The organism is Streptomyces pilosus (assembly GCF_014649835.1).
GTDB classification, from domain to species: domain Bacteria; phylum Actinomycetota; class Actinomycetes; order Streptomycetales; family Streptomycetaceae; genus Streptomyces; species Streptomyces pilosus.
In genome coordinates this window covers 81,903-102,925 of sequence record NZ_BMTU01000016.1, presented here as the reverse complement: position 1 = coordinate 102,925, position 21,023 = coordinate 81,903, and the positions used below count along the sequence as shown (strand labels likewise).

Below are 21,023 nucleotides of genomic sequence, written 5' to 3'. Positions count from 1 at the left end.
GCCGCAGTGAAGCTCGGCGGTGCCGGAGCAGGACGTGGGAGACCGCGCAGGCGTAGCGCCGACATACCCGCGCCAGTCCTGTCATCACCCCGAACTCGCTTCCGCAGTAACCTCCGTGATCGACTCGGACCGAATAGGCCCAGGCGGAGGCAGCGACGCATGATCATTGACACCATCCTCACCGGGCTCACAGCCCACACCATGAACCCGGATCGTCCAACAGCCCATGTCATCGGAATCCACCAAGGGCGGATCATCGGGCTGGACGACGAGTTGGCGCACGTCCGGGCGAGGCAGAAACTGGACCTGCTCGGAGCATGTGTCGTTCCCGGGTTCAACGACGCCCACAACCACATGGTGTTGTACGGGCTGACGCGCCGTGAGATCGATCTCTCCGACGTGCGAGTGCGGACGCTTGAAGACCTGTACGACGCGGTCGCGGAACAGGCACGGCGCACTCCTGAGGACCAGTGGCTGATGGGATTCGGCTACGACCAGCACCGACTGGGAGGGCATCCGCACCGGGTCGTTCTGGACCGGATCGCCCCGCGGCACCGCGTGTGGCTGCGGCACGTCTCGGGGCATCTCGCCGTGGTCAACTCCTGTGTCCTTGATGGTATGGGCCCGTCCGCAGCCGAGCGCGCCGTCTCCCTGCGGGGACGGATCGTCACCGACGACGAGGGAGAACCCACCGGGCTGATCGAGGAGGGAGCCATCGACCTTGTTCGTGCTCTCACCTACCCGCATTCGACGGCAGAGCTCGCCGAGGCGATCGGCCGGGCGAATCGCGACTATGTGCAGGAGGGCATCACATCCTGTACGGAGGCAGGCGTCGGCACCGGCTGGGTGGGGCACTCCCCCATCGAGGTGGCGGCCTACCAGCAGGCGCGTACCACGGATGCACTCGACGTGCGCATTCAGCTCATGGTGGCGCATGAGGCTCTGCACGTACTCGACGCTCACGCGGACGATCCCGCCGGCGCACGCTTAGACCTGGGACTTCACACCGGTTTCGGCGACGAGTGGCTGCGGCTGGGCGCAGTGAAGATCTTCGCCGACGGCTCACTGTCCGGACAGACCGCCGCACTGAGCCGGGGCTACGCGGGCGCCCGAGCTCATCGCGGGGAGTTGCGCTTCACTGCCGGGGAACTCGCGCGACACGTCGTCCAGGCGCACGCCACGGGGTGGCAGGTGGCCGTCCACGCCCTCGGGGATCGCGCCATCGACGTCGTGCTGGACGCCTTTGAGGCCGCGCAGCACGCGTTCCCGCGAACCGATGTGCGTCCCCGCATCGAGCACTGCGGGCTCACCCGGCCCGACCAGTTGGCCAGACTGCGGGCCCTGGGCGTCGTGCCCGTGCCGCAGGCCGTATTCATCGAGCGGACGGGCGACGCCTTGGTCACGGCCTTGGGGCCCGAGCGGGCCGAGTGGGCCCACCGTCACCGGAGTTTCCTCGATGCGGGTCTGACGGTTCCCGGAAGTTCGGACCGTCCGATCGCACCGGGATCCCCGCTGCGTGGCATCCACGCCATGGTGAACCGTACGACGGACACCGGTGACGTGCTGGGGCCGGGCGAGGTCGTCTCGCCTGCGCAGGCCCTGTACGCGTACACCATGGGTTCCGCCCATGCCGGGTTCGACGAGCGAGTCAAAGGCAGCATCGAGCCAGGAAAGCTGGCGGATCTGGCGGTACTGGAACGTGATCCGACGACCGTGCCGCCGGACACGATCAAGGACATCGCGGTGCTGGCGACATTGGTGGGCGGTCGGTTCGTCTACGACGCGCCGGGTTTCGTCGTCGATGGTGGTGTCGCCGGCGAGGGTGCCTCAGCAAGGTGAGCGGCGAGGGCGGCGGGGGTGACCCGGATCAGAAGGGTTCCCAGGGAGACGCGGTGACCGGTGAGGTCCTCGACACGCTCGCTGAGCAGGACGGCGAGCAGGGAGTTGCCGCCGGCCGCGAAAAAGTCTGTGGACGAGTCGGCCGTGTCGTCGGCCAGGACGGCACGCCATGCGCTGGTGAGCCGTTCGGTGAGCGCCTCCCCGGTGACGTGGCCGTCGAGGAGTTGCGGTCGGTGCGGGTCTGCGGGAGCGGTGTCGGGAGGGAACGTGTCGAGCAATTCGTGCAGGGCTGTGTGGGCCACCTTGCCCGTGTCGGTACGGGGCAGGGCCGACACGGCGACGATGCGGGAGGGCACGGCAGGCGCGGGAAGATGACGGGCGGCGTGCGCGCGCAGGGTAGCCGGATGGACGGTTGCCGTGGTTTCTACGAAAGCGACGAGTGACGGGGACTCCGCGTCACGGGCGGTGATCACGCCGCAGCGGCTGACGGACGGGTGATCCTCCAGAACGCCCTCGACCTCGGCCGGTTCGACACGGAGCCCGAGCAGTTTGATCTGCCGGTCGGCACGGCCGACGACTTCGAGTGTTCCGTCGGCGCACAGACGGCCGATGTCGCCGGTGCTGTGGGTGCGATGCCCTGTGTCGTCGGTGGGATGACGCAAGGGGGCGTTCAGGTACCCGTCGGCGACCGCGGGGCCGGTAATTCGGATGTTGCCGCGCAGGCCGGGGGGCAGGGGGCGGCCTGTGTCGTCCACGATGTCAACGCGGTGCCCGCCGGTGGGGCGGCCGATACGGGGGGGCTGGTTCGCGACGCAGGCGGGGGATATCTCGCCCATCACGGGCCAGCCGGCTGTTTCGGTGCAGCCGTAGGCGTTGAGGACACGTCCACCGGTGGACAGCAGGGCCCGAGCCGTGGCTGCGCTCAGGAGCTCGCCGCCGGTGACGAGGTGGACGCCCTCGCATCGTCCCTCCAGTGCTGGGGCGAGCACGCTCCACACGGTAGGTGTCGCCTGGACGAGGTCGACGGGGTGGCGGGCGAGCAGGGCCGTCAGGCGAGCCGGGTCGTGTCGTGCCGCGTCGGGGGCGGCGACGACTCGTCCGCCGAGTACGAGGGGGGTGAAGACCTCCAAGGACGACGGCTCGAAGGTGAACGTGGTCAACCACAGTGCGCTCGCACCGGCGTCGAGCCCCAGGCCGGCGGCGAGGGTGGTAACGGCATGGTGCACGTTGCCCTGGGTGAGGCGGACTCCCTTGGGCGAGCCGGTAGATCCTGAGGTGTGGATCACGAAGGCGAGTGTGCCGGCGGTGAGTGTGCCGGTGTCGGGCAGGTCTCGCCAGGGACCCGTGGCACGGGGGACGGGCAGAGGGATCGTGGGCACGTCGGGGAGCGTGGCCGAATCCAGCGGGCGACCAAGAACCGCCGCGATGCGCGCGCCCGCGACACGGCGGGCGGTCAGCGGAGCGGGGTGCGCATGGTCGACGGGCAGGTACGCGGCACCCAGTGACCAGACGGCGAGGGCACCGGCAAGGGTGGCGGCGGTGCGGGCGGAGTCGAGGGCGACGATCTTTCCGGGACCGATGCCGGCGTCACCGAGGTCGTCGCGGATGCGGGCGGCCCGGTCGACGAGTGCGGCGTAGCTGGTGGTGCGGCCGGTGTCGGCATCAACGACAGCGATCGCGTCCGGCTTTGCGCGGGCGTGGGCGGCGATCGCCGCAACAACGCCTCCGCGCCACGGGGTGGCGCGTACCGGGGGCGGGGTGAGGGCTCGCCGATCGAGGTCGGTGTGCCAGGTGAGATCGGGGAGCGGGGTGTCGGGGGCCCGCAGGGCGGAGTGCAGCAGGGCGTCGTAACGGCCTGCCAGGGCACGGGCGTCGGTGCGGTCGAGCACGTCGGTGCCGTGGTGGACGACGAGCTCGGTGCGATCGTGCCGGGTGCGTACGACGATCTCCAGGTCGGCGACGCTGTGCCGGGGGGCGACCTCCACGATGTCGACGTCGGCGCCGCCGGGTGTCCAGCTGGCCTTCTCCACGGAGGTGTGGAAGTCGAAGTAGTTGAACATATGGTGGAAGTGCCGGTTCTCCGCGCTGCCGCCGCATGTGCCGTACCGGTCGATCACGTCGTCGATCGAGGCGTCGGCGTGCCCGAGGGCGGCGAGGAACGTGTCGCGTGTGAGCGTAACCAGCTCCCGGAACGTTCCGGGACGTTCCATGTCGAGCCGGAGGACGACGGTATGCGTGTGGTAGCCGATCGCTCCGCGTCCCCGGCCGCCGCGCACGTCGACGGGTACCCCGACGGTGACGTCGGGTCCGGCGCCGTGACGGGCGAGCACGAGGAGATAGGCGGCGAGGAAGATGATGTTGCGCGTGGCCTGGAGTGCGGCTTCTGAGTTGCCGAGGAGGTCGTGGGCGCCCTCGGACAGCGGGTGGATGTGCTGTTCACCGCGGAAGGTGGGTTGCGCGGGCCGGGTACGGTCGCACCGCAGGTCCATGGAGCGGATGTTCACTCCGGCCAGTTGTTCGTGCCAGTAGGCGAGGCTGTCGGTACCGGGAGGCGGCGGAGTGAAGTCGGCTGCTTCGGCCAGGAGGTCGGGCGGGACTTGTCCGCCTGTGGAGAGCGCGGCGTAGGCGCGGACGAGTTCTCCGGTCAGCAGCAGCGCGGAGGTGCCGTCGAAGATCGTGTGGTGACAGACGACGCAGAAAGTGTCGGCGGCCGGGGTGACGACGAGAACGGCGCGAATGAGTGGCTCGCCATCGGTTTCCCGAAGCTCTCCCGCAGCTGGCTGGTCGGGGGAAAACGCGAAGGGACGCTCGGCGAAGCGCCGTAGGGTCTCGTCGGCATCCTCCTGCGCGACGGTGAGGACCTCGATGGACGGATCGTCGCCGACGGCGTCGACCCGGCGTGTCAGCACGTCGTCGACCAGAACGAACCGGCTGCGCAGGGCAGGGTGGCGGCGAATGATCGTCCCGAGGGCGCGGCGCACGTGCGCGACGTCCAGCGGTGCGGCGCTGCGGACCGCGAGAGCGATGTTGCTCGCCGCGCGCTCAGGAGCGACACGGTCCAGCAGCCAGAGGGCACGTTCTGCGGCACGTGCGGGACGTTCGCGGGGGGTTGCGTGAGTGGACGGGGCGATGGGATCGCGGTCCTGCATCGGCACTCCGTCCTGCGCTGCCTCGGCGGCGGCCTGGCGTTGGGGGCGACGCGTGCCCGGTCGGCGCGCCGGAGGGAGGGCACGGGCCGTTGACCGCGTCAGCCTAGCAGCGGGGTGTGAAGTCGACCATGACGTGGAGCGGCGGAGACGTCGGCGCAGCCGAATCCGGCCCGGTGAGCGGAAGGCACATCGCGCCCTTCGCATAGTCTCCGGGCATGACCTCGAAAACGGCGCTGATCACGGGTATCACCGGCCAAGACGGCTCCTATCTGGCGGAGTTGCTGCTCTCGAAGGGCTATACAGTGCACGGTGTGATCCGGCGCTCCTCCGGTTCCGGTCTCGGCCGTATCGCGCATCTGGTCGGTGACGAGCGCGACGAGGAGGGCCGGATGCGTCTGCACCATGGCGATCTCTCCGACGGAGCACGGCTGATCGCGCTGCTCGACCGGGTGGTACCCAGCGAGATCTACCACCTGGCGGCCCAGTCGGACGTTCATGTCTCCTTCGAGCAGCCCGAGTACACCGGCGCAATCACGGCGTTGGGCACAACGCGGCTGCTGGAGGCGCTGCGCATCACCGGTCTGCCGGCCCGGTACTACCAGGCGTCGAGTTCGGAGATGTTCGGGGCAACGCCTCCCCCTCAGGCCGAGGGGTCGCCCCTCCAGCCGCGTTCGCCGTACGCGGTGGCCAAGGCGTACGGCTACTGGATGGCCCGTAATTACCGGGAGTCCTACGCCCTGCACACCGTCAACGGAATCATGTTCAACCACGAGTCACCCCGGCGCGGCGAGGCTTTCGTGACCCGGAAGATAGCCCGGGCGGCCGCCCGCATTGCGTGCGGACAACAGAGGTTCCTGGACCTGGGCAACCTGGAGGCACGGCGGGACTGGGGGTATGCACCGGAGTACGTCGAGGCGATGTGGCGGATGCTCCAGCGCGACCGCGCCGACGACTACGTGGTGGCGACCGGAACCAGTCACAGCGTGCGGGACTTCGTGACGTTCTGCTTCGAGCACGTCGGGCTGGACTGGGAACGGCATGTGCGTTTCGATGATCGCTATGTGCGGCCGGCGGACGTGGCGGAGCTGGTGGGTGACGCGTCGAAGGCACAGCGCGTTCTGGGCTGGAAACCGGAGGTGTTCGCGCCCGAACTGGCACGGATCATGACTGACGCGGAGTTGGAGGCCGCAGGCCGCGGGAAAGGACCGCTCCCCGAGGAGCGGGAATGAGCCACTGCGATGTGTCGCTGAGTACACGTCGGCGTTGACGGCGACGGTGTGACGCGCACGGCCGAGCCCTGCGCGTCACACCGGTTCAGGCATTGGGCGCGTGGTCTGTTCCGGCGCCCCGGCGGCGTACCGCCACCAGGTCGGTACGGGGTTCGGCGGCCGGTGCGGCCGTGGCAGCCGTACCGCACACCCCACCACCTGCCTGGGACCCGCATCCGGCACTCTTGTGGGACCCGCAGTCGCCGCTCTCGTGGGAGACGCAGCCGCCCCCGACCGTCGCGCGGTGCTCGGGCAGCGTCACCTGGCCGGTGCCCTCCACCTCGAACCCGGCGTCCGCGATCATCTCCAGGTCCGCCTTGCCTGCCTGGCCCTCGCTGGTGAGGTAGTCGCCCAGGAAGATTGAGTTCGCCAGGTTCAGGGCAAGCGGCTGCATCGAGCGCAGGTGCACCTCACGGCCGCCCGCGATCCGCACCTCCACGTCGGGGCAGACGAACCGGACCATCGCCAGGATCCGCAGACAGCGCTGCGGGGTGAGGTGCCACTCCTTGGCCAGGGGGGTGCCCTCGAACGGGATGAGGAAGTTCACGGGCACGGAGTCCGGGTCGAGCTCACGCAACGAGTACACCACGTCGACGAGGTCCTCGTCGCTCTCGCCCATGCCCGCGATCAGACCCGAGCACGCCGACAGACCCGCCGCGTGCGCCTTCTGCACGGTGTCGACACGGTCGGCGTAGGTGTGGGTGGTGGTGATGCCGGCGTACGTGGACTCCGAGGTGTTGAGGTTGTGGTTGTAGGCGTCCGCGCCTGCCTCCCGCAGCCGCTCCGCCTGGCCGTCGGAGAGCAGGCCCAGGCAGGCGCACACCTCGACGCCCTCGTTCTGCTCCTTGATCGCCTTGACGGTCTCGGAGACGCGGTCCACGTCCCGGTCGGTCGGACCGCGCCCGCTGGCGACCAGGCACACGCGCTTGGCGCCTCCGGCCAGGCCCGCGGCGGCGGCCTCGGAGGCCTCGTCGGGCTTGAGCCAGGTGTACTTCAGGATGTCGGCCTTGGAGCCGAGCCGCTGGGAACAGTAAGAGCAGTCCTCAGGACACAGGCCGGACTTGAGGTTGACGAGATAGTTGAGTTTCACCCGCCGGCCGAACCAGTGCCGCCGCACCTTCCCGGCCGCGGCCACCACTTCGAGCAGGTCGTCGTCGGACGTCGCGAGGACGGCCAGCGCCTCCTCGCGGGTCGGCAGCTCGCGCCGAAGCCCTTTGTCCACCAGCGTGCTCAGCAGATTCATGGCGTCGATCCTCACCCACTGGCGCCGGTTGGCAAAGGGACCGGGAGAATATGGCTCATCCCCGCTGCGACGTCCACCACGGCAACGTCCTGCCGCGGAGTGGGACGGCCTCAGAGCAGCATGAGACGACAGCCGAGTTCTCGTACGGCTGGACTGGTGTAACAGTAGGCGGCACGTGCCACGGTGAGTACTCTGCAGCTCAACTCTTGTGCCATTAGTGCGGAGTGACAGCCCGCCAGAACCTCCGGGCCCTCGACACGCACTGCGGAACTGGAGGCGTAGAGCCGTCCGGCGGCTATGGACGCGTTCAAATCCATCTCGACGACCTCGACGCCTGGCCCTGCACACAGGCGGCGCACCAAGGTGGCGACGTCCGGCCGGTGGTTTCGGGAGCAGTACTCGTCCCAGCAGGTGCGCATACCGCTGGCGGTGGCGACGGCAAGAGCCGAGACGGTCACGGTGAGCCGCCCCCGGCCCACACTGGCGCGCATCTCCTCGGCCGGGTCGGTGTGCTCCGTCGCCAGCGCGTACAGGGCGAACGCATCAGCCACTACCGCCTTGCTCTTGAGCGGTCCGGCGTCGAGTACGGCCATACCTTGCCTCCCGGCGAAATTTTACGACTGCGTCGATCTTGAAGGAAGACCTGATCCCAGCCATCGTGTGACCGAAGATTTTCCTCCCGGACACGCGGTAGGAGGCACGCGAAAAACCAGCGTCCAGACGTTCAGGTGCTCTCGAAACCCCGGGCGTCCAGCGCCTCCGATATGGCATCCGCCATGGTCAACGTCTTGAGAAGCAGGGGCAGCAGCAGGGCCAGCGGCCGGCGTTCGACACCCCGGGCTCGCTGGGCGGCGCGGATTTCCTCGGCCTTCTCCCGGATAAGAGGGATGAACCTCAGGGTCAGGCCGATCAGGAAGGCTATCCGGCCGGGGCGCATCCCGACGAGCGCGAGGGGGCGCGCTGCGCTCTCCAGCGCGTCCACGATGTGCGAGGTACGACTGGTCATCGTCACCAGACTGGCGAGCAGCAGCAGGGCAAGCAGCCGCAGAACGGTCATCGCGGCCTCGTGCCACCCGTTGGCCCACACCTGGAAAACGGCCAGCAGCAGTGCGATCACCCACAACTCGCGTAGCTGGCGACCCAGTTCGCGGTAGGGGATATGCGCGATTCTCCACAGCACGAGGACGACCGTCCCGCAGACGGCCGTGAACCACAGCTCGTCCACCAGGAACACAGCGAGGCAGGTGACCAGCAGGACGACCAGCTTGGGCCCGGCAGGAGCGCGGTGCAGGACGCTGTCACCAGGGCGGTAGAGGCTCAGCACGCGCCCATCAGCTCCAGGTAGAAGGCGATCGAGACGTCGGGCGGGCCATCGGCTACGAGGCGCCCCTCGTCGAACACCAGCACCCGGTCGAACCCCTCCAGCAGGTCCATGTCGTGGGAGACGACGACCACGGGCTGCTCCAACTCCGCCATGACACGGGCGATCTGGCGCTTGCTCCGCAGGTCGAGCATGGTGGTCGGTTCGTCGAAGACGACGTACCGGGGTGCGGTCGCCAGCACCGAGGCAATCGCCAGCCGCTGTTTCTGGCCACCGCTGAGCAGATGGGCGGGCTGGTCGCGCAAATCGCGAAGACCGTTGTCCTCCAGGGCCTGCTCGACCCGTTGGTCGATGTCGGCCTTGCTCAGACCGCGGTGCTTGAGGCCGAACGCGAGGTCCTCGGCGACGGTGGGCATGACGATCTGAAGGTCGGGGTCCTGGAAGACGAAGCCGACCTTGGCCCTGATCCGGCGGCCGTCCTTGCGCGTGTCCAGGCCGTCCACCGTGACCGTCCCGGACGTGGGCACGACCAGCCCGTTCAGCAGCCGGGCGAACGTACTCTTGCCGGAGCCGTTTGCTCCCACTACGGCCACCCTGCGTTCCGTCAGTTCGACGGAGACGTCCCGCAGCACGGTGCGGTCGCCGTAGCGGTGCTCGACTTCCTCGATACGGAACATGCCGGCCTACCTGGTGCCGGAACGGGAGGGGCTGGACGCCGTCGCGACCGGGGCGAGCAGCGGGTGGGTGCGGCGCACGGCGACGGCGGCCAACGCGGCCAGGACGCACTTGGCGACGTCACCCGGCACGAACGCCCACATGATCGTGAACGCCTGGCCCAGGCTGATGTTTGCCACGGCGGCCATGAACGGCAGCCCGATCGCGTAGACCACAAGAACGCCGCCGACGAGGTTGGGCACGAGGGCAACGGCCAGGTTGTAGCGGCCCCAGAGCCGCTCGGTGAGATAGCCGACCACCACGGCGGCAAGGGGCCAGCTCAGCACGAAGCCGCCACTCGGCAGGAAGAAGATGCCCATGCCGCCGCGCCCGCCGGGAAGCACGGGGAGGCCGACCGCGACGAGGAGGACGAACACCAGCAGCGCGAGGCCGCCGCGCCGCCAGCCGAGGATGCTGCCGGCCAGCATCACGCCGAGGGACTGAGCGGTGATGGGCACCTTACTGAAGGGCAGTTCAATGGCGGGGAAGAGGCCGAGCGCGACCACTATCGCCGCGAACAGGGCGATGTAGACGAGGTCCTTCGTCTTCACTGGGGTTTCCTTCCGGGGACGGCCACGGGCGCGTGGGGAAGTGGTGGGGGCGGCAGCCCGGTCAGTCGAGCGCCGTCAGGTCGGACACCGCGCGGGCGAGGGCCGGTGCGCCGGCTTCGGAGAGCACGTCAAGGTGTCCGCCGGGAACGGTTCGGACGCGGTAGCCGCCGGGGAACATTGCGGTCCAGTCGGCCCGGTCACCGCTCGTCTCCGCGGATTCCTCCGCGACGACCACGTCGGCCGGCCCGAGGTAGGGGCGGGCCTCGTGGCCCGCCCATGCTGCGCAGTTGGCTTCGACGGTGGCGTACACCGTGCGGGCGGCGTTCAGGTCGAACCCCGGGGAGCGGGTGGCGCACCAGCGGGCCACCTCGGCAGCCCGGCGCTCCGGATCGAGTGCGGCGAACTGGGCCAGGGTGAGGTCCAGTCCCGCGCCCCGGCCGATGTACCAGAACATGGTGACGGGCGAGGGGGCGCTCTGGGGTCCCGGAGCGATGGGGGTGTCGAGCACCAGAAGCCGTGGGGCGGGCAAGCCCCGGGCCTTGGCCTGATGCGCCATCTCTACCGCCACCAGCGCGCCGTAGGAGTATCCGATGAGCCGGTCGGGCCCGCGGCCGGTCTTGCGGACCACTTCGTCGAGGGCCAGCCGTGCATGTCGCTCCACGCCGTGGTCGGCGGGACGGCCAGGACCGGTGAGCATCACACCGTGCACGGCGAGTCGGCCCCGTACGAGGTCGGCGAAGGTGCAGGCGGGACGCAGCCCGCCGTCGACACCGGGCAGGAAGTGCGCCGTATCGGCGCTCTGGCTGTCGCTGAGCGGCACGACAACCGCGCGGGCCGTCATGACGGCCTCCCCGGTCGCGGCGCGAGCTCGGTGAGGGGACTGTCACCGCCGTGCGCACGTGCGAGCCAGTCGTCCACCTCGGCACGGGCGACCTTGCCGCTGGTGGTGCGCGGCAGGGCGGGCACGGTGTAGACCCGGACGGGGACCTTGTAGGACGGCAGCGCGGCGCGGCAGCTCCGCACGACGTCGGGGTACGCGGGCGGACCGCCGGGGCCGGAGCAAGCGGTCACGGCGACCAGAGCGGTGCCGAGAAAGGCGTCGGGGACTCCCGCAACCACTGCGTCGTCGATGCCGGGAATGGTGCGCAGCACGGCCTCGACCTCGTCGGGGTAGACGTTCCAGCCACCGGTGATGACCATGCGACCCTTGCGGCCGACGAGGTGGAGGGTGCCGTCGGCGTCGAGGTGCCCCTGGTCGCCGACGGTGACCCAGCCGCCCGGAGCGAACATTCGCGTCTCGTCGGCCGCCCACAGGTAGCCGCGGCTCACATAAGGGCTGCGGACGTGGATCTCGCCGGGGACACCCGCAGCGCACACCCGGCCGTGGGGGTCGCGCACTTCGATCTCGACGCGGGGGAAGGGATGCCCGACGCCCTTGCCCCTGTCTCCGAGAGGGTGCTGGAGAACACTGATGAATCCGGTCTCGGAAGCGCCGTAATAGTCGACGAAGCGGGCCCGGGGCAACAACCGGGCGGCCCTGGTGACGAGGTCCGCATCCAGCCGGGCCCCACTGCTGATGCAGACGGTGACCGTCTCCAGGGGCGGTTGGCCGGGAGAGGTGTCTCGGCACAGGGCGTGCAGCATGCTGGGCACCAGGGAGAGCCTCTGCACCCGGTGGGCGCGCACTGCGCGCATCAGTTCCCTCGCCTCGAAGCGACGCGCACCGACGAAGGTGGTGCCGGCGTCGAGGGCTTCGGCCAGGGCGTAGAGGGTGACGCCGTGTTGGAGGGGACCGGGGGCCGCGGAGACCTGGGCGGTGGCGGTGTCGAAGAACGGGGCGCCGAGGGCGAGACTGGTGCGCCAGCATCCGCGCGCCATGGCGAACGCTTTGGGGGTGGAGGTGGTACCGGAGGTGAACCCGACGAAGAACACCGAGTCGTCGTCGCCGGAGGTCAGTTCCCTCTCCGGATCGGCGTCGCAATGCGCAGCGAGCCAGCCGTCGAAGGAGTCCGGCGCCGAGGCATCGCCGTCGAGCATGACGACGGGGATGTGCAGGGCGGTTGCGGCGTCTGCCGCGGCGCTGCGGGCCCGCTGGGTGACAAGCAGGTCGGGTCCCAGACGGCGCAGTACCTCGGCCGTCTGGGCGGCCGACCACTGGGGGTCGAGCAGGGCGCATGCCCCGTCACCGGAGGTGGCACCGACCAGCAGTTCGGGTAGCTGCGGGGCGTTGTCGGTGAGCACGGCGACTAGGTGAGACGGCAGGTGGATGTCGCCGAAGGGGGCACGCGGCCTGCGAGGCAACTCGCGTAAGGCCCGTGCGACGCGGGCGCCTCGCCCGGCCAGTTCTCGGTAGGTGGTGCTCGTGCCGTCGAGGACGACCGCCACGCTGTCCGGATCGCTGAGGCCGGCACGGAGCACACGGGATGCGAAGGGCATGGTCAGCCGTTCCCCCCGGCTGCGCCCGTCGCCGGCGGATCCTCGACGAGCCGACAGGCGAGTGCGCGGGCCGTGCGGTGGGCGAACAGCAGGGAGGGGTCGAGGTCCCGGCCGGTGAGGGCCGCGATGGCGGTGGCGGCCTGGACGGCGGTGAAGGAGTCACCGCCGGTGTTGAAGAAGTCGTCGGTCGCGGTCATCCGGTTGTTGCCGGAGCAGGTGCGGAACTGTTCCAGGACCAGACGCTCGATGGTCTGCGCCGTCTCGCTCACGAGGCGTCTCCTTCGGTCGGGGGCACGGTGTCTCCTTGCGTCGGAGCCGGGGTTGTACCGGTGCGGTCCGTCCGGTGCGGGGTGGCGAGGGCGGCGGCGTACGCCGCCGGTGTGCGGTGCCGGAAGACGAGGTCGACCGGTATGTCGTGGCCGAGTCTTCTGGCCACCGCGTCCGTGACGAGAACCGCGGTGAGGGAGTTGCCCCCGAGAGCGAAGAAGTCGTCGTGGGCGGTGACACCGGTGTGTTCCAGCACCTCCTCCCAGCAGTGGATGACCGCGCGCACCACCGTCGCATCGACACCCGCGTGGGCCTGCGAGGGTCCGGCGGGCTTCGCGGGCCCTTGTCCTTCCTCGACCGGTGGAGCAAACGGCGGTGGCGTGAGCAGGCGTGCCAGGCCGGTGGCGGCCGCCGTGCCGGAGGGTTCGGCGGTGTTGTCGGCGATCGGGCGCAGAGGGAATCGGGTGCGGGCTTCGATGCGGGCGCGGGTGACCGGGTCGAGGTCGGGGGTGGTCCACACGACCTTGTGGGAGAAGCCGGCACGTAGGAGGTGGAAGGCCGTGATGCTGCTGAGGGCGAGACTGTCGAGGAGCATCGCCGCCGACAGCCGGGTGTGGGTGGCGTGCTGCTGCGTCATGGTGTCGAGCGCGGTGGCGATGTCGTCGTGGTCCGGGAGGTCGGGGACGGCGAGGCGGGAGCCGGACAGCAGGCTCAGCAGGACCTCGACGACGCCGAACGTCTCGTGGAGCGGTGTGCGATGCAGCACGGTGTCGCCGGGGGCCAGATCCAGGGCGTCGCGCTCGGCGAGCAGGGCGGGCGTCAGGTCACCCTCGACGAGACGGATCGACGGCCTCCCTCCCGGACCGGCCACCGCGCACACCGGACGCTCCGGATCCGCCGGAGGAGCGGGCAACGGCACCTGGAAGGGGACGTGGTCGAGCGCGAGGTCAGCGCTGTCGAGCACCATGTCGCCATACGGCGGGTCGTCGGGACCGAGCACCGTGAAGGCGGCGCCCGCGCCGAGCACGCCGAGGATGCCTGTCGCCGCGTCGGGGCCCGGGGGCAGGCGCAAACCCACCAGCGCCCCCGACGAAAGGTCGCGCGCACGCAGCAGCCGGGACAACCGCGTCGCTCGATACAGAAGTTCACGGTACGTCAGGGATGTGTCGGCCCTGGTGACGGCCACGGCGTCCGGGACGAGCCGGGCTCGTCGGCCCAGCAGCACGTACAGGGGCGGGAACACGACCGAGGTCACGCGGGCCGAGGTCATGTGCAGCCCCATCGGGATTCCCGGTGCAGTGAGACCGCGACATGGGTGAGAGAGCGAGGTCCGAGGAGTGCCTCGCCGGTGAGTCCGCACCACCCGGCCTTTTCCAGCGAAGCCTTGACCTCCGGATAGGCCTCGGCCCGACCGCCCTGTTCCAGGTACCCGGCCTCGGCGACAACGGAGTCGCGGCCCAGGACACCGGCAACGGCACGGATCAGCGCGGCGACGGCGTCCGGCTGCCGCGGGCGCGGATCTCCGACGGAATGACCGGTGACACACCGGGGGCAGCGGGGGTGCGCGCACGGGCGCACATCGATGGTGTGCGGCACCGTCAGGCCCGGACGGTCCAGCGCTTGCAGGGCGTGCCGCCTCAGATCCTCTCCGGTCACCGTGCCGGAGCGGGCGCGCACGGCGGCGTGCAGCGCGGGGACCTCCTCCGATGTGACGGTCAGGTCAACGGCGCACACCCCGGGGTGGGAGGCGAGCAGATCGCGGGAGGCGGTGAGATCGGTCCAGGTTCTGCCGTCGACGAGAACCCAGTCGGGACGGCGGGGCCAGCCCGCGGAGCGGGCGTTGCCGCGGAACGGAGCGGGATCGCCGTCGGCGGCGGCGACGAGAAGGGATTCCACACCTCGCAGCACGGCCGTCATGGTGTCCTTGCCGAGCAGATCCGTGTCGCAGGCGAGGTCGAGGGTCGTGGCCCGGCCGTCGGAGCCTGCCGAGACGCCGACGGTCGGCCGGGCGGTGCGCTGAAGCGACCAGCGGGTGCGCGAGCGAGGAAGCAGACCGGCGGAGGTGGGGGACGGCGTGCCGACGGGGTGGTGCACGGGAGCGGGCTGGAGGCGGCTGTTGAGCGTGGTCTCCCACTGCACGAGAGCACCGCGCTCGATGGCGTGGGCGGCGCGGGACTCCAGGAAGCGCGCGTAGTCGTAGTCGCGGTGGCGGGTCGCCTCCAGCAGACGGGTGAGCGCGTCGTGAGCGGTCTCCGGCAGCGACGGCTCGTCAGCGGGCTCGGGCGGGACGGCCGGGAGCAGGACGTGCACGGTTTCCAGTGCGCATTCGACCAGGGTGGCCCCGCTCAGCGGCGCGGGTTTGCCCATGAGGACGGACCAGGTGATCGCACCGCCGGTGTAGGCGGAGAGCATCATGTGCGCGGCGGCGAGGACGAGCGCCGTGGGGGTGAGGGCGGCGTCGGCGGACAGGCGGGCCAGCGCGTGGTCGATCGCCGGGGATGTCAGGGACAGGACGCGGGCGGTACGCGGCGAGCGGTCGTCACGACGGTAGGGGAAGGAGACGTTGGCTGCGTCGCTCAGCAGATGTGACCAGTGGGCCTGCGCCTCGTCGTCGGCGCGTCGTCCGTGCTCGGAGTGTTCCAGGGCGGTGCGGGCGGCCAGCGGCAGCGCCGGTCGCAGGCCTGTCCGCGGGTCGGCTCCCGTGACGATGTTCAGCAGGACCTGACCGAACTCGTCCTGGAGCCGGCGCAGCGCCTCCAGGTCCACGATGCAGTGGTGAAGAGCGACGAGCACGTACACGGCGGCGCCGGCGTCGGTGAGGACGGCGGCGCGCAGCGGGGTGGTGCCGTGCCAGTCCCGCAGTTCGTCGCCGAGGGCGACGGACAGGCCGATCACGCCGTCGGGACCGAGCTCGCTCAGCTCCGCCCTGGGGAAGGAGGCCTGGCTGTCCGGGGGGCTGACCTGGTGGGCCCACTTGCCTCCGGGGAGAGGTACAAGTAGGGAGCGCAAGGCGTCGTGGCGTGCGACGAGCAGGTGCAGCGCCTGGTCCACCTGGTGCGGAGCGAGACCGTCCGGCAGCGGCGCGAACAGCGTCACGACGAGGGTGTGGCGTTGCTCCTCCGGGAGGTCTACCGCGTGGTAGACGGCGTGGAAGTGTCCGCGGGGCAGGGGAACGGTGGTGGCGGGGTCAGCCGTCATGATCCGGTCCGTCGGGTTCCTGCCGCGCGGTCTGTTCGTCGTGGAGATCGATGACACGGGTGTCCGCCTGCCGCATGTGGCGGCGGACGAGGGTTTCGACGCGCTCGTCCGGATGCAGCAGGATCGCGTCACCGGTGTCCTCGACGCGAGTGATGCCCTGAGCTCGCATGAAGTCACGCACGCGGGTGGCCAGGGAGCCCCGGTCCTCGGTAATCAGACGTTGCACGGCAGGGTCGAGGCGTGGGTGCCAGACGTCCATGAGCAGCACGACGCGCGGGGTGTCTCCGGTGTGCCACACCTCGTGTTCGAACGAGTCGTCGAAGACCAGGCACGAGCCCTCACGCCAGTGCAGGGTGCGCTCACCGACCCGCATACGAGGGCCTTGGGGCACGTGCAGGCCGAGATGCACCCGGAGCCTGGCGTTGGAGGCACCGCAGTGCGGCACTATGTGGGAGCCGGGCTGGAGGCGGGAGAGAGTCACGACGCCGGGTCCCGCGAGGGTGGCCTCGGGGATGGCCTCGATGATCCCGGCGGTGACGGGGAAACGCTCACAGGCGTCGTCGAAACGCTGGCCGCCTTCGTAGAAGGTGACCTGTTTCCAGTCACCGGTGCCGAGGAGCGGTTCCTCGACGGGGAGGAAGCCATTGTCGTCCGCGCCGAGCACACGCTCCAGTTCGGCCCGGATCAGCCGGGAGTTCTCCTCCAGATACGGCACGAACCAGAAGTCGGCCGGGTCGTGCACGGGCACGGGGTCGAGCGACGGCAGGTAGTGCACGGGGCGCTGCAGGGGATCGCGCCACACACCTTGCTCCACGGCGAGCCGGGCACAGTCCGCGGCCGCCTGCGGCTCGCCCTCGGCCAGCAGGACGTCGATGAGATCGGCGTACCGTCGGCGCACCTGTTCACGGTGATGTGGGCGAGCCGTCCCAGCCATGTCAGGTCTCCTGTCCATTGTCCGGGGACCCGGGGCGGAGCGCACGACATGCGAGCGGCGTGACGCTCGGGGTGTCCCGGTGGTCGGTTCGGGTCACGCTCCCAGCGGTTCCGCGCACGAGGTCCCCCGTCCGGCGCAGCGCCAACTCGCCGCACACTAGCAAAGGGTCGATGACGACAGCCAGCCTTGCCGATCACCGCGGTGGCCCTGAAACGTCCTTGCCACAGCCGCTTCGCGCCTGGCAGGCTCGGGTCAAACGGCCCCGTGATCAAGGAGCGTGCATGCCCACGGCCTTCGACGGTGTCCACGAGGCGGTCGGGCACTGGGCCCGTGTCACTCCCGATGCGGTGGCTGTGAGTTGGCGCGGTGGGCAACTGACGTACCGGACGTTGGAGCGCTGCGCGGACCGGCTGGCGGGATCGCTCCGGACGACGGGGGTGCGCACCGGTGAAGCGGTCGGCGTCCTGCTGGAGCGCTCCCCCGACACCGTGGTCGCACTGCTTGCGGTGCTGAAGAGTGGTGGCTGCTATGTGGCGTTGGACCCGCGTGCGCCGCTCACCCGGCGACGGGCGGTGCTCGACGCGGCGGACTGCTCGGTGCTCGTGACGGACGGCGACGAGAGTCTGGGCCGGCGTGCGTTGCCTCCGGAGGCGGCGCACTGCCACGGATGGTCCGAGCGCACGGAGCGGGCGCCGAGGACGACGACGCACCCCGAGGCGGCGGCTTATGTCGCCTTCACCTCCGGAACGAGCGGCGCTCCCAGAGGAATTGTTGTGCCGCACCGTGCGGTGCTGCATCTGGTCGCCGATCCGGAAGCGGCCGGGGCCCGGCGTGACGACGTGGTGGTGCATGCCTCGTCACCGGCCTTCGACGCCTCCACGTTCGAGGTGTGGGCTGCCCTGGTCAACGGCGGCCGACTGGCGTTGCCCGACTGCGAAGAGCGCACGCCCCGGGAGCTGGGGCGGGTCGTCTCCCGGGAGGGTGCGACGCTCCTGTGGCTCACCGCCGGACTGTTCCACCGTTTCTCGGACGCCGAGTTGGCGGGCCTGCGGGGACTGCGCAGACTATTGGCGGGCGGCGACGTGGTCTCGCCGCGGCAGGTGAACCGGGCGATCGCAGCGCTGCCGGGCGCCTCGCTGGTCAATGGCTACGGCCCCACGGAGAACACCACCTTCACGTGTCTGCACGCCGTGACCGAGCCCGTGTCAGGCCCCGCCGTGCCCATCGGAGCGGTCCTGCCGGGTGCCGGAGCGCGGGTTGTCGACGCGGCGCTGGCCCCGCTGCCGGCCGGGCGTACCGGCGAACTGCTGGCGTGGGGGCCCGGGGTGGCCTGGGGTTACCTCGGGGATCCCCGGCTGACCGCCGAGCGTTTCGTGCCGGCCCCTGACGCGGTGGGCGGCCGGGCGTACCGCACGGGGGACGCGGTGCGGGACCGCGGTGATGGTGTGCTGGAGTTCGAGGGCCGGATGGACCGGCAGGTCAAGATCCGCGGCTTCCGGGTGGAACCGGCCGAGGTGGAGGCCGTGCTGACACGGCTGCCTGGAGTGGGCGAGGCAGCGGTGGTGGCGCCCCGCCGGGACGACGGTGAGCGCGAACTGACCGCGTTCGTGGTGTACGAGGACCCTTTCAGCGACGGGTCGTTGGCGCTGAGACAGCAGTTGGCCGAGCGCCTGCCCGATTACGCGGTGCCGACCGCGGTGCGGGTGATGGACGCCCTGCCGCTGACCGTCGGGGGGAAGGTGGACCGGGCGGCACTGGAGGCGTCGCCGCCCCTGCCGCGTCGCGCCGCTGGAACCACGTACACTCCGCCGACGACCGGGCTGGAGAGGCTGCTGGCGGGGCTGTGGGCGGATCTCTTCGGTCTGGACGAGGTAGGTACGCACGACGACTTCTTCGAACTGGGCGGCAACTCACTGCTGGGCATGCGGCTGGCGGGAGAGATCCAGGACGTGTTCGGCGTCGAGGTGCCGGCCCGGCGGTTCTACGAGAAGCCTACGGTGGCCGCGCTCGCGGGGCTGGTGGAGGAGGCCGCGGGACGGGCCGGCGTCCCGAGGTGAGGTCGGCAGGCGGCGGGGTCATCGTCCCGGCAGCCGGGACAACGGCACTTGGTCGTCCTCGACGACCCGGGCGAGCACGGCGGAGTACCGTCGCGCCCAGTCGGACGGTCCCGTGCTCGCGTACAACTCCTTGGCCGTGAAGATCTCCGTCGTGATGGGTCCGCTGCCGAAGTCGAAGGTGTCGAAGAACAGGTGGGCCCGCCAGTAGGCGGTGACCGGGCCCTGTCCGTGCGCGTCGAAGTCGATCGCCGCCGCCCGTATCCCTTCGGACAGGGGGAACCCGACGGGCGGGGTGTTGTGCATGGTGAACCCCACTCGTTCGAGCGGATGCGGTCGCGTCCCGTCGTCGGTACCGCGCAACAGCCATTCGTTGGGCAGCCGCTGGGTGTCCTGACCGTCCAGCACGCGGTCCGCGGTGCGGGCCAGCACCTCGGCGAACGGTGGACCTCCGGTCAGATCGGCGAAGACGCGCAGATAGTCGGAGTAGAGACCGACGGCGTCCTCCATGGCGCGGCTGTGCCGGCGGGCAGTCAGGCTGTAGGTGACCAGCCGGTCGACGTCGCAGACGCGGGCGAGCATGCTGTGGAAGGCCGCGAGCAGCGTGACGAAGACGGTGACGCCGTGCCGTCGGCTCAGTGCCCTTATGGCGTCGCTGAGTCCGGCATCCAGGTGGGTGCACAGCAGCCACCCCTCGGACGGCGGGCCCGGGGTGGAGGGGTGGTCGGCGGGCAGTTCGAGTGCGGGCAGGCGTGCGAGGGCCTCCCGCCAGGGAGCCAGAGCGGCGTCGAGGTGTTCGGAGGTCCAGCGCTCCCGTTCGGCACGGGCCCACTCGGAGGGCTGGAGTGGCGCGGGGCGCGCGGGCAGGGGTTCGCCGGCGGCGGCGTGGCGGTAGTGGGCGGCGATGTCGGCGGCGAGGACCGACAGGGACCACAGGTCGACGGCCACATGGTGAGGCGAGACCAGCAGGGCGTGGTGGTCGGCCGCCAGGCGCACCAGGCCCCAGCGAACCGTCGTACCGCCGGCCATGTCGAAAGGGCTGGCCGCATCGTCGCGCCCGATACGCACCAGGGCGTCCTCGCGTGCGCGGGCGGGCAGCGAGGTGAGGTCGATGAGAGGCAGGGGCCGGGACCCGGGCGGGTCGACGACCTGCATGCGGCGGCCGTCGACCAGTGGGTAGCGGGTACGCAGGCTGTGGTGGCGTCGCACGGCCGCGGCGACGGCTTCCCGCAGGGCACACGGCCGCAACGGCCCGCGCAGGCGGAGCAGGACGGGGCGGTGATAGGCGGCGGACCCGATGCTGTGGTCGAAGTCCCACTCCCATTCCTGGTTGGCGGTCAGGGGGTGTGCGTCCAGGTCGTGGACGTTCACCGGGCCGCTCCCCCGCCGGCGGTCCTGCCGTGGGCCACGGCGCGCCGCACGAACGGCCCGTTCACGCGGGCCCTCCGGCACACAGATCGAGTTCGTCCGGAACGGCGAAGTCGAGGGCGTCCCGGCAGAAGTCGCTCCAGCCGGGGGCGTCCCCGGCGAAGACGGTCCGGTCGCCGGGGATCACAGAGGCGGTGACGGTCAGGTCGTCGTGCAGGTACACGACGGCGGAGTCGTCCTCGCCGGTGGAGTCCTGCCAGCCCGGGAACCGCCGAAGCTCCCCCAGCGGGTACGCCCGGCAGTACGGCTGCCATGTGCCGCCGTCCCGGAAACGGGCCAGCGCGCGGGCCACGGTGACGTGCCCCGCGGCAAGGGCGACGTCGTAGGGTGTGCGCCCGTCGGCCGCGGCACGGGGGTCGGCGCCGTGTTCGAGAAGCAGGGCCACCAGTTCCGTGCTCCCCCGGCCGGCCGCCCAGTGCAGCGGGGTCCATCCGTGGGCGTCACGCGCGGCGGTCGAGGCGTCCTCGGCCAGGGCGGTGCGGGCACCGGCGGCGTCCGCCGCCTGTACGGCCGCGAACAGACGCGCGGCAGCTTCTGGCAGGTGTTCCAAGGTCGTTCGCTCCTCGTCATATCTGTGTGTCGCCGACGGCGGGGCGGGTGCGCCGCCGGTCGTGGTGGCGC

Annotated in this window: 17 protein-coding genes; 3 read left to right on the top strand and 14 right to left on the bottom strand. The window is 70.7% G+C overall.

The window, feature by feature from the left end:
• The first annotated feature begins 159 nt into the window (after positions 1 to 159).
• A complete protein-coding gene (locus IE118_RS29550) occupies positions 160 to 1,839 on the top strand; it encodes an amidohydrolase (RefSeq protein WP_189561158.1) in 1,680 nt (559 codons plus the stop codon).
• Here the strand turns inward: IE118_RS29550 and IE118_RS29545 are convergent.
• Positions 1,776 to 4,988 (bottom strand): AMP-binding protein, encoded by a 3,213-nt coding sequence (locus tag IE118_RS29545; protein ID WP_189561157.1) that lies wholly within the window; start codon positions 4,986 to 4,988, stop codon positions 1,776 to 1,778. The two genes, IE118_RS29550 and IE118_RS29545, sit on opposite strands and share 64 nt — an antisense overlap.
• Before the next feature lie 215 nt (positions 4,989 to 5,203).
• Here IE118_RS29545 and gmd point away from each other — a divergent pair, with 215 nt between their 5' ends.
• A complete protein-coding gene (gene gmd, locus IE118_RS29540) occupies positions 5,204 to 6,217 on the top strand; it encodes a GDP-mannose 4,6-dehydratase (protein ID WP_189561156.1) in 1,014 nt (337 codons plus the stop codon).
• Positions 6,218 to 6,302: 85 nt separating this feature from the next.
• On the opposite strand, the gene bioB is transcribed toward gmd, so the two are convergent.
• From bioB to IE118_RS29485, 11 genes are all read right to left on the bottom strand, one after another.
• Complete coding sequence (bioB, locus tag IE118_RS29535; RefSeq protein ID WP_189561155.1) at positions 6,303 to 7,499, bottom strand: biotin synthase BioB; 1,197 nt, start codon at positions 7,497 to 7,499, stop codon at positions 6,303 to 6,305.
• Positions 7,500 to 7,609: 110 nt separating this feature from the next.
• Positions 7,610 to 8,092: a hypothetical protein gene (locus tag IE118_RS29530; RefSeq protein ID WP_189561154.1), complete on the bottom strand. Its 483-nt coding sequence runs from the start codon at positions 8,090 to 8,092 to the stop codon at positions 7,610 to 7,612.
• A 131-nt stretch (positions 8,093 to 8,223) separates the two neighbouring features.
• Positions 8,224 to 8,823: an energy-coupling factor transporter transmembrane component T family protein gene (locus tag IE118_RS29525; protein WP_189561153.1), complete on the bottom strand. Its 600-nt coding sequence runs from the start codon at positions 8,821 to 8,823 to the stop codon at positions 8,224 to 8,226.
• Positions 8,817 to 9,497 carry an energy-coupling factor ABC transporter ATP-binding protein gene (locus IE118_RS29520; RefSeq protein WP_189561152.1) on the bottom strand — a complete coding sequence of 227 codons (681 nt, stop codon included), beginning with the start codon at positions 9,495 to 9,497 and terminating at the stop codon, positions 8,817 to 8,819. The genes IE118_RS29525 and IE118_RS29520 overlap by 7 nt, the downstream gene beginning before the upstream one ends.
• Positions 9,498 to 9,503: 6 nt before the next feature.
• The gene (locus IE118_RS29515; protein ID WP_189561151.1) at positions 9,504 to 10,085 is read right to left on the bottom strand and encodes a biotin transporter BioY; all 582 of its coding nucleotides are present in this window, start codon (positions 10,083 to 10,085) and stop codon (positions 9,504 to 9,506) included.
• A gap of 61 nt (positions 10,086 to 10,146) precedes the next feature.
• The gene (locus tag IE118_RS29510; RefSeq protein ID WP_189561150.1) at positions 10,147 to 10,926 is read right to left on the bottom strand and encodes a thioesterase domain-containing protein; all 780 of its coding nucleotides are present in this window, start codon (positions 10,924 to 10,926) and stop codon (positions 10,147 to 10,149) included.
• Positions 10,923 to 12,521, bottom strand: coding sequence for a class I adenylate-forming enzyme family protein (locus IE118_RS29505; RefSeq protein WP_189561149.1), 1,599 nt, complete (start codon positions 12,519 to 12,521; stop codon positions 10,923 to 10,925). Before IE118_RS29505 ends, IE118_RS29510 begins: the two co-directional genes overlap by 4 nt.
• A gap of 2 nt (positions 12,522 to 12,523) precedes the next feature.
• Positions 12,524 to 12,790: a phosphopantetheine-binding protein gene (locus tag IE118_RS29500; RefSeq protein WP_189561148.1), complete on the bottom strand. Its 267-nt coding sequence runs from the start codon at positions 12,788 to 12,790 to the stop codon at positions 12,524 to 12,526.
• A complete protein-coding gene (locus IE118_RS29495) occupies positions 12,787 to 14,058 on the bottom strand; it encodes a non-ribosomal peptide synthetase (protein ID WP_189561147.1) in 1,272 nt (423 codons plus the stop codon). The genes IE118_RS29500 and IE118_RS29495 overlap by 4 nt, the downstream gene beginning before the upstream one ends.
• Positions 14,055 to 15,986 carry a condensation domain-containing protein gene (locus tag IE118_RS29490; protein WP_189561146.1) on the bottom strand — a complete coding sequence of 644 codons (1,932 nt, stop codon included), beginning with the start codon at positions 15,984 to 15,986 and terminating at the stop codon, positions 14,055 to 14,057. Before IE118_RS29490 ends, IE118_RS29495 begins: the two co-directional genes overlap by 4 nt.
• Positions 15,976 to 16,884 carry an aspartyl/asparaginyl beta-hydroxylase domain-containing protein gene (locus IE118_RS29485; protein ID WP_229846989.1) on the bottom strand — a complete coding sequence of 303 codons (909 nt, stop codon included), beginning with the start codon at positions 16,882 to 16,884 and terminating at the stop codon, positions 15,976 to 15,978. The genes IE118_RS29490 and IE118_RS29485 overlap by 11 nt, the downstream gene beginning before the upstream one ends.
• A gap of 317 nt (positions 16,885 to 17,201) precedes the next feature.
• Here IE118_RS29485 and IE118_RS29480 point away from each other — a divergent pair, with 317 nt between their 5' ends.
• Entirely contained in the window at positions 17,202 to 18,977 is a 1,776-nt protein-coding gene (locus IE118_RS29480) for a non-ribosomal peptide synthetase (RefSeq protein WP_189561144.1), read from the top strand.
• An 18-nt stretch (positions 18,978 to 18,995) separates the two neighbouring features.
• Here the strand turns inward: IE118_RS29480 and IE118_RS29475 are convergent, their stop codons facing one another.
• Together IE118_RS29475 and IE118_RS29470 are read right to left on the bottom strand one after the other, a co-directional pair.
• On the bottom strand, positions 18,996 to 20,345 hold the full coding sequence (locus tag IE118_RS29475; protein WP_189561143.1) for a condensation domain-containing protein: 1,350 nt from the start codon (positions 20,343 to 20,345) through the stop codon (positions 18,996 to 18,998).
• Between the two features lie 61 nt (positions 20,346 to 20,406).
• Positions 20,407 to 20,952 carry an ankyrin repeat domain-containing protein gene (locus tag IE118_RS29470; RefSeq protein ID WP_189561142.1) on the bottom strand — a complete coding sequence of 182 codons (546 nt, stop codon included), beginning with the start codon at positions 20,950 to 20,952 and terminating at the stop codon, positions 20,407 to 20,409.
• Positions 20,953 to 21,023 lie beyond the last annotated feature (71 nt).

Excerpts from the sequence above, each read along its gene's own strand:
- IE118_RS29550 (WP_189561158.1), top strand. The coding sequence starts at position 160 with ATGATCATTGACACCATCCTCACCGGGCTCACAGCCCACACCATGAAC.
- IE118_RS29545 (WP_189561157.1), bottom strand. The coding sequence starts at position 4,988 with ATGCAGGACCGCGATCCCATCGCCCCGTCCACTCACGCAACCCCCCGC.
- gmd (WP_189561156.1), top strand. The coding sequence starts at position 5,204 with ATGACCTCGAAAACGGCGCTGATCACGGGTATCACCGGCCAAGACGGC.
- bioB (WP_189561155.1), bottom strand. The coding sequence starts at position 7,499 with ATGAATCTGCTGAGCACGCTGGTGGACAAAGGGCTTCGGCGCGAGCTG.
- IE118_RS29530 (WP_189561154.1), bottom strand. The coding sequence starts at position 8,092 with ATGGCCGTACTCGACGCCGGACCGCTCAAGAGCAAGGCGGTAGTGGCT.
- IE118_RS29520 (WP_189561152.1), bottom strand. The coding sequence starts at position 9,497 with ATGTTCCGTATCGAGGAAGTCGAGCACCGCTACGGCGACCGCACCGTG.
- IE118_RS29510 (WP_189561150.1), bottom strand. The coding sequence starts at position 10,926 with ATGACGGCCCGCGCGGTTGTCGTGCCGCTCAGCGACAGCCAGAGCGCC.
- IE118_RS29505 (WP_189561149.1), bottom strand. The coding sequence starts at position 12,521 with ATGCCCTTCGCATCCCGTGTGCTCCGTGCCGGCCTCAGCGATCCGGAC.
- IE118_RS29495 (WP_189561147.1), bottom strand. The coding sequence starts at position 14,058 with ATGACCTCGGCCCGCGTGACCTCGGTCGTGTTCCCGCCCCTGTACGTG.
- IE118_RS29490 (WP_189561146.1), bottom strand. The coding sequence starts at position 15,986 with ATGACGGCTGACCCCGCCACCACCGTTCCCCTGCCCCGCGGACACTTC.
- IE118_RS29480 (WP_189561144.1), top strand. The coding sequence starts at position 17,202 with ATGCCCACGGCCTTCGACGGTGTCCACGAGGCGGTCGGGCACTGGGCC.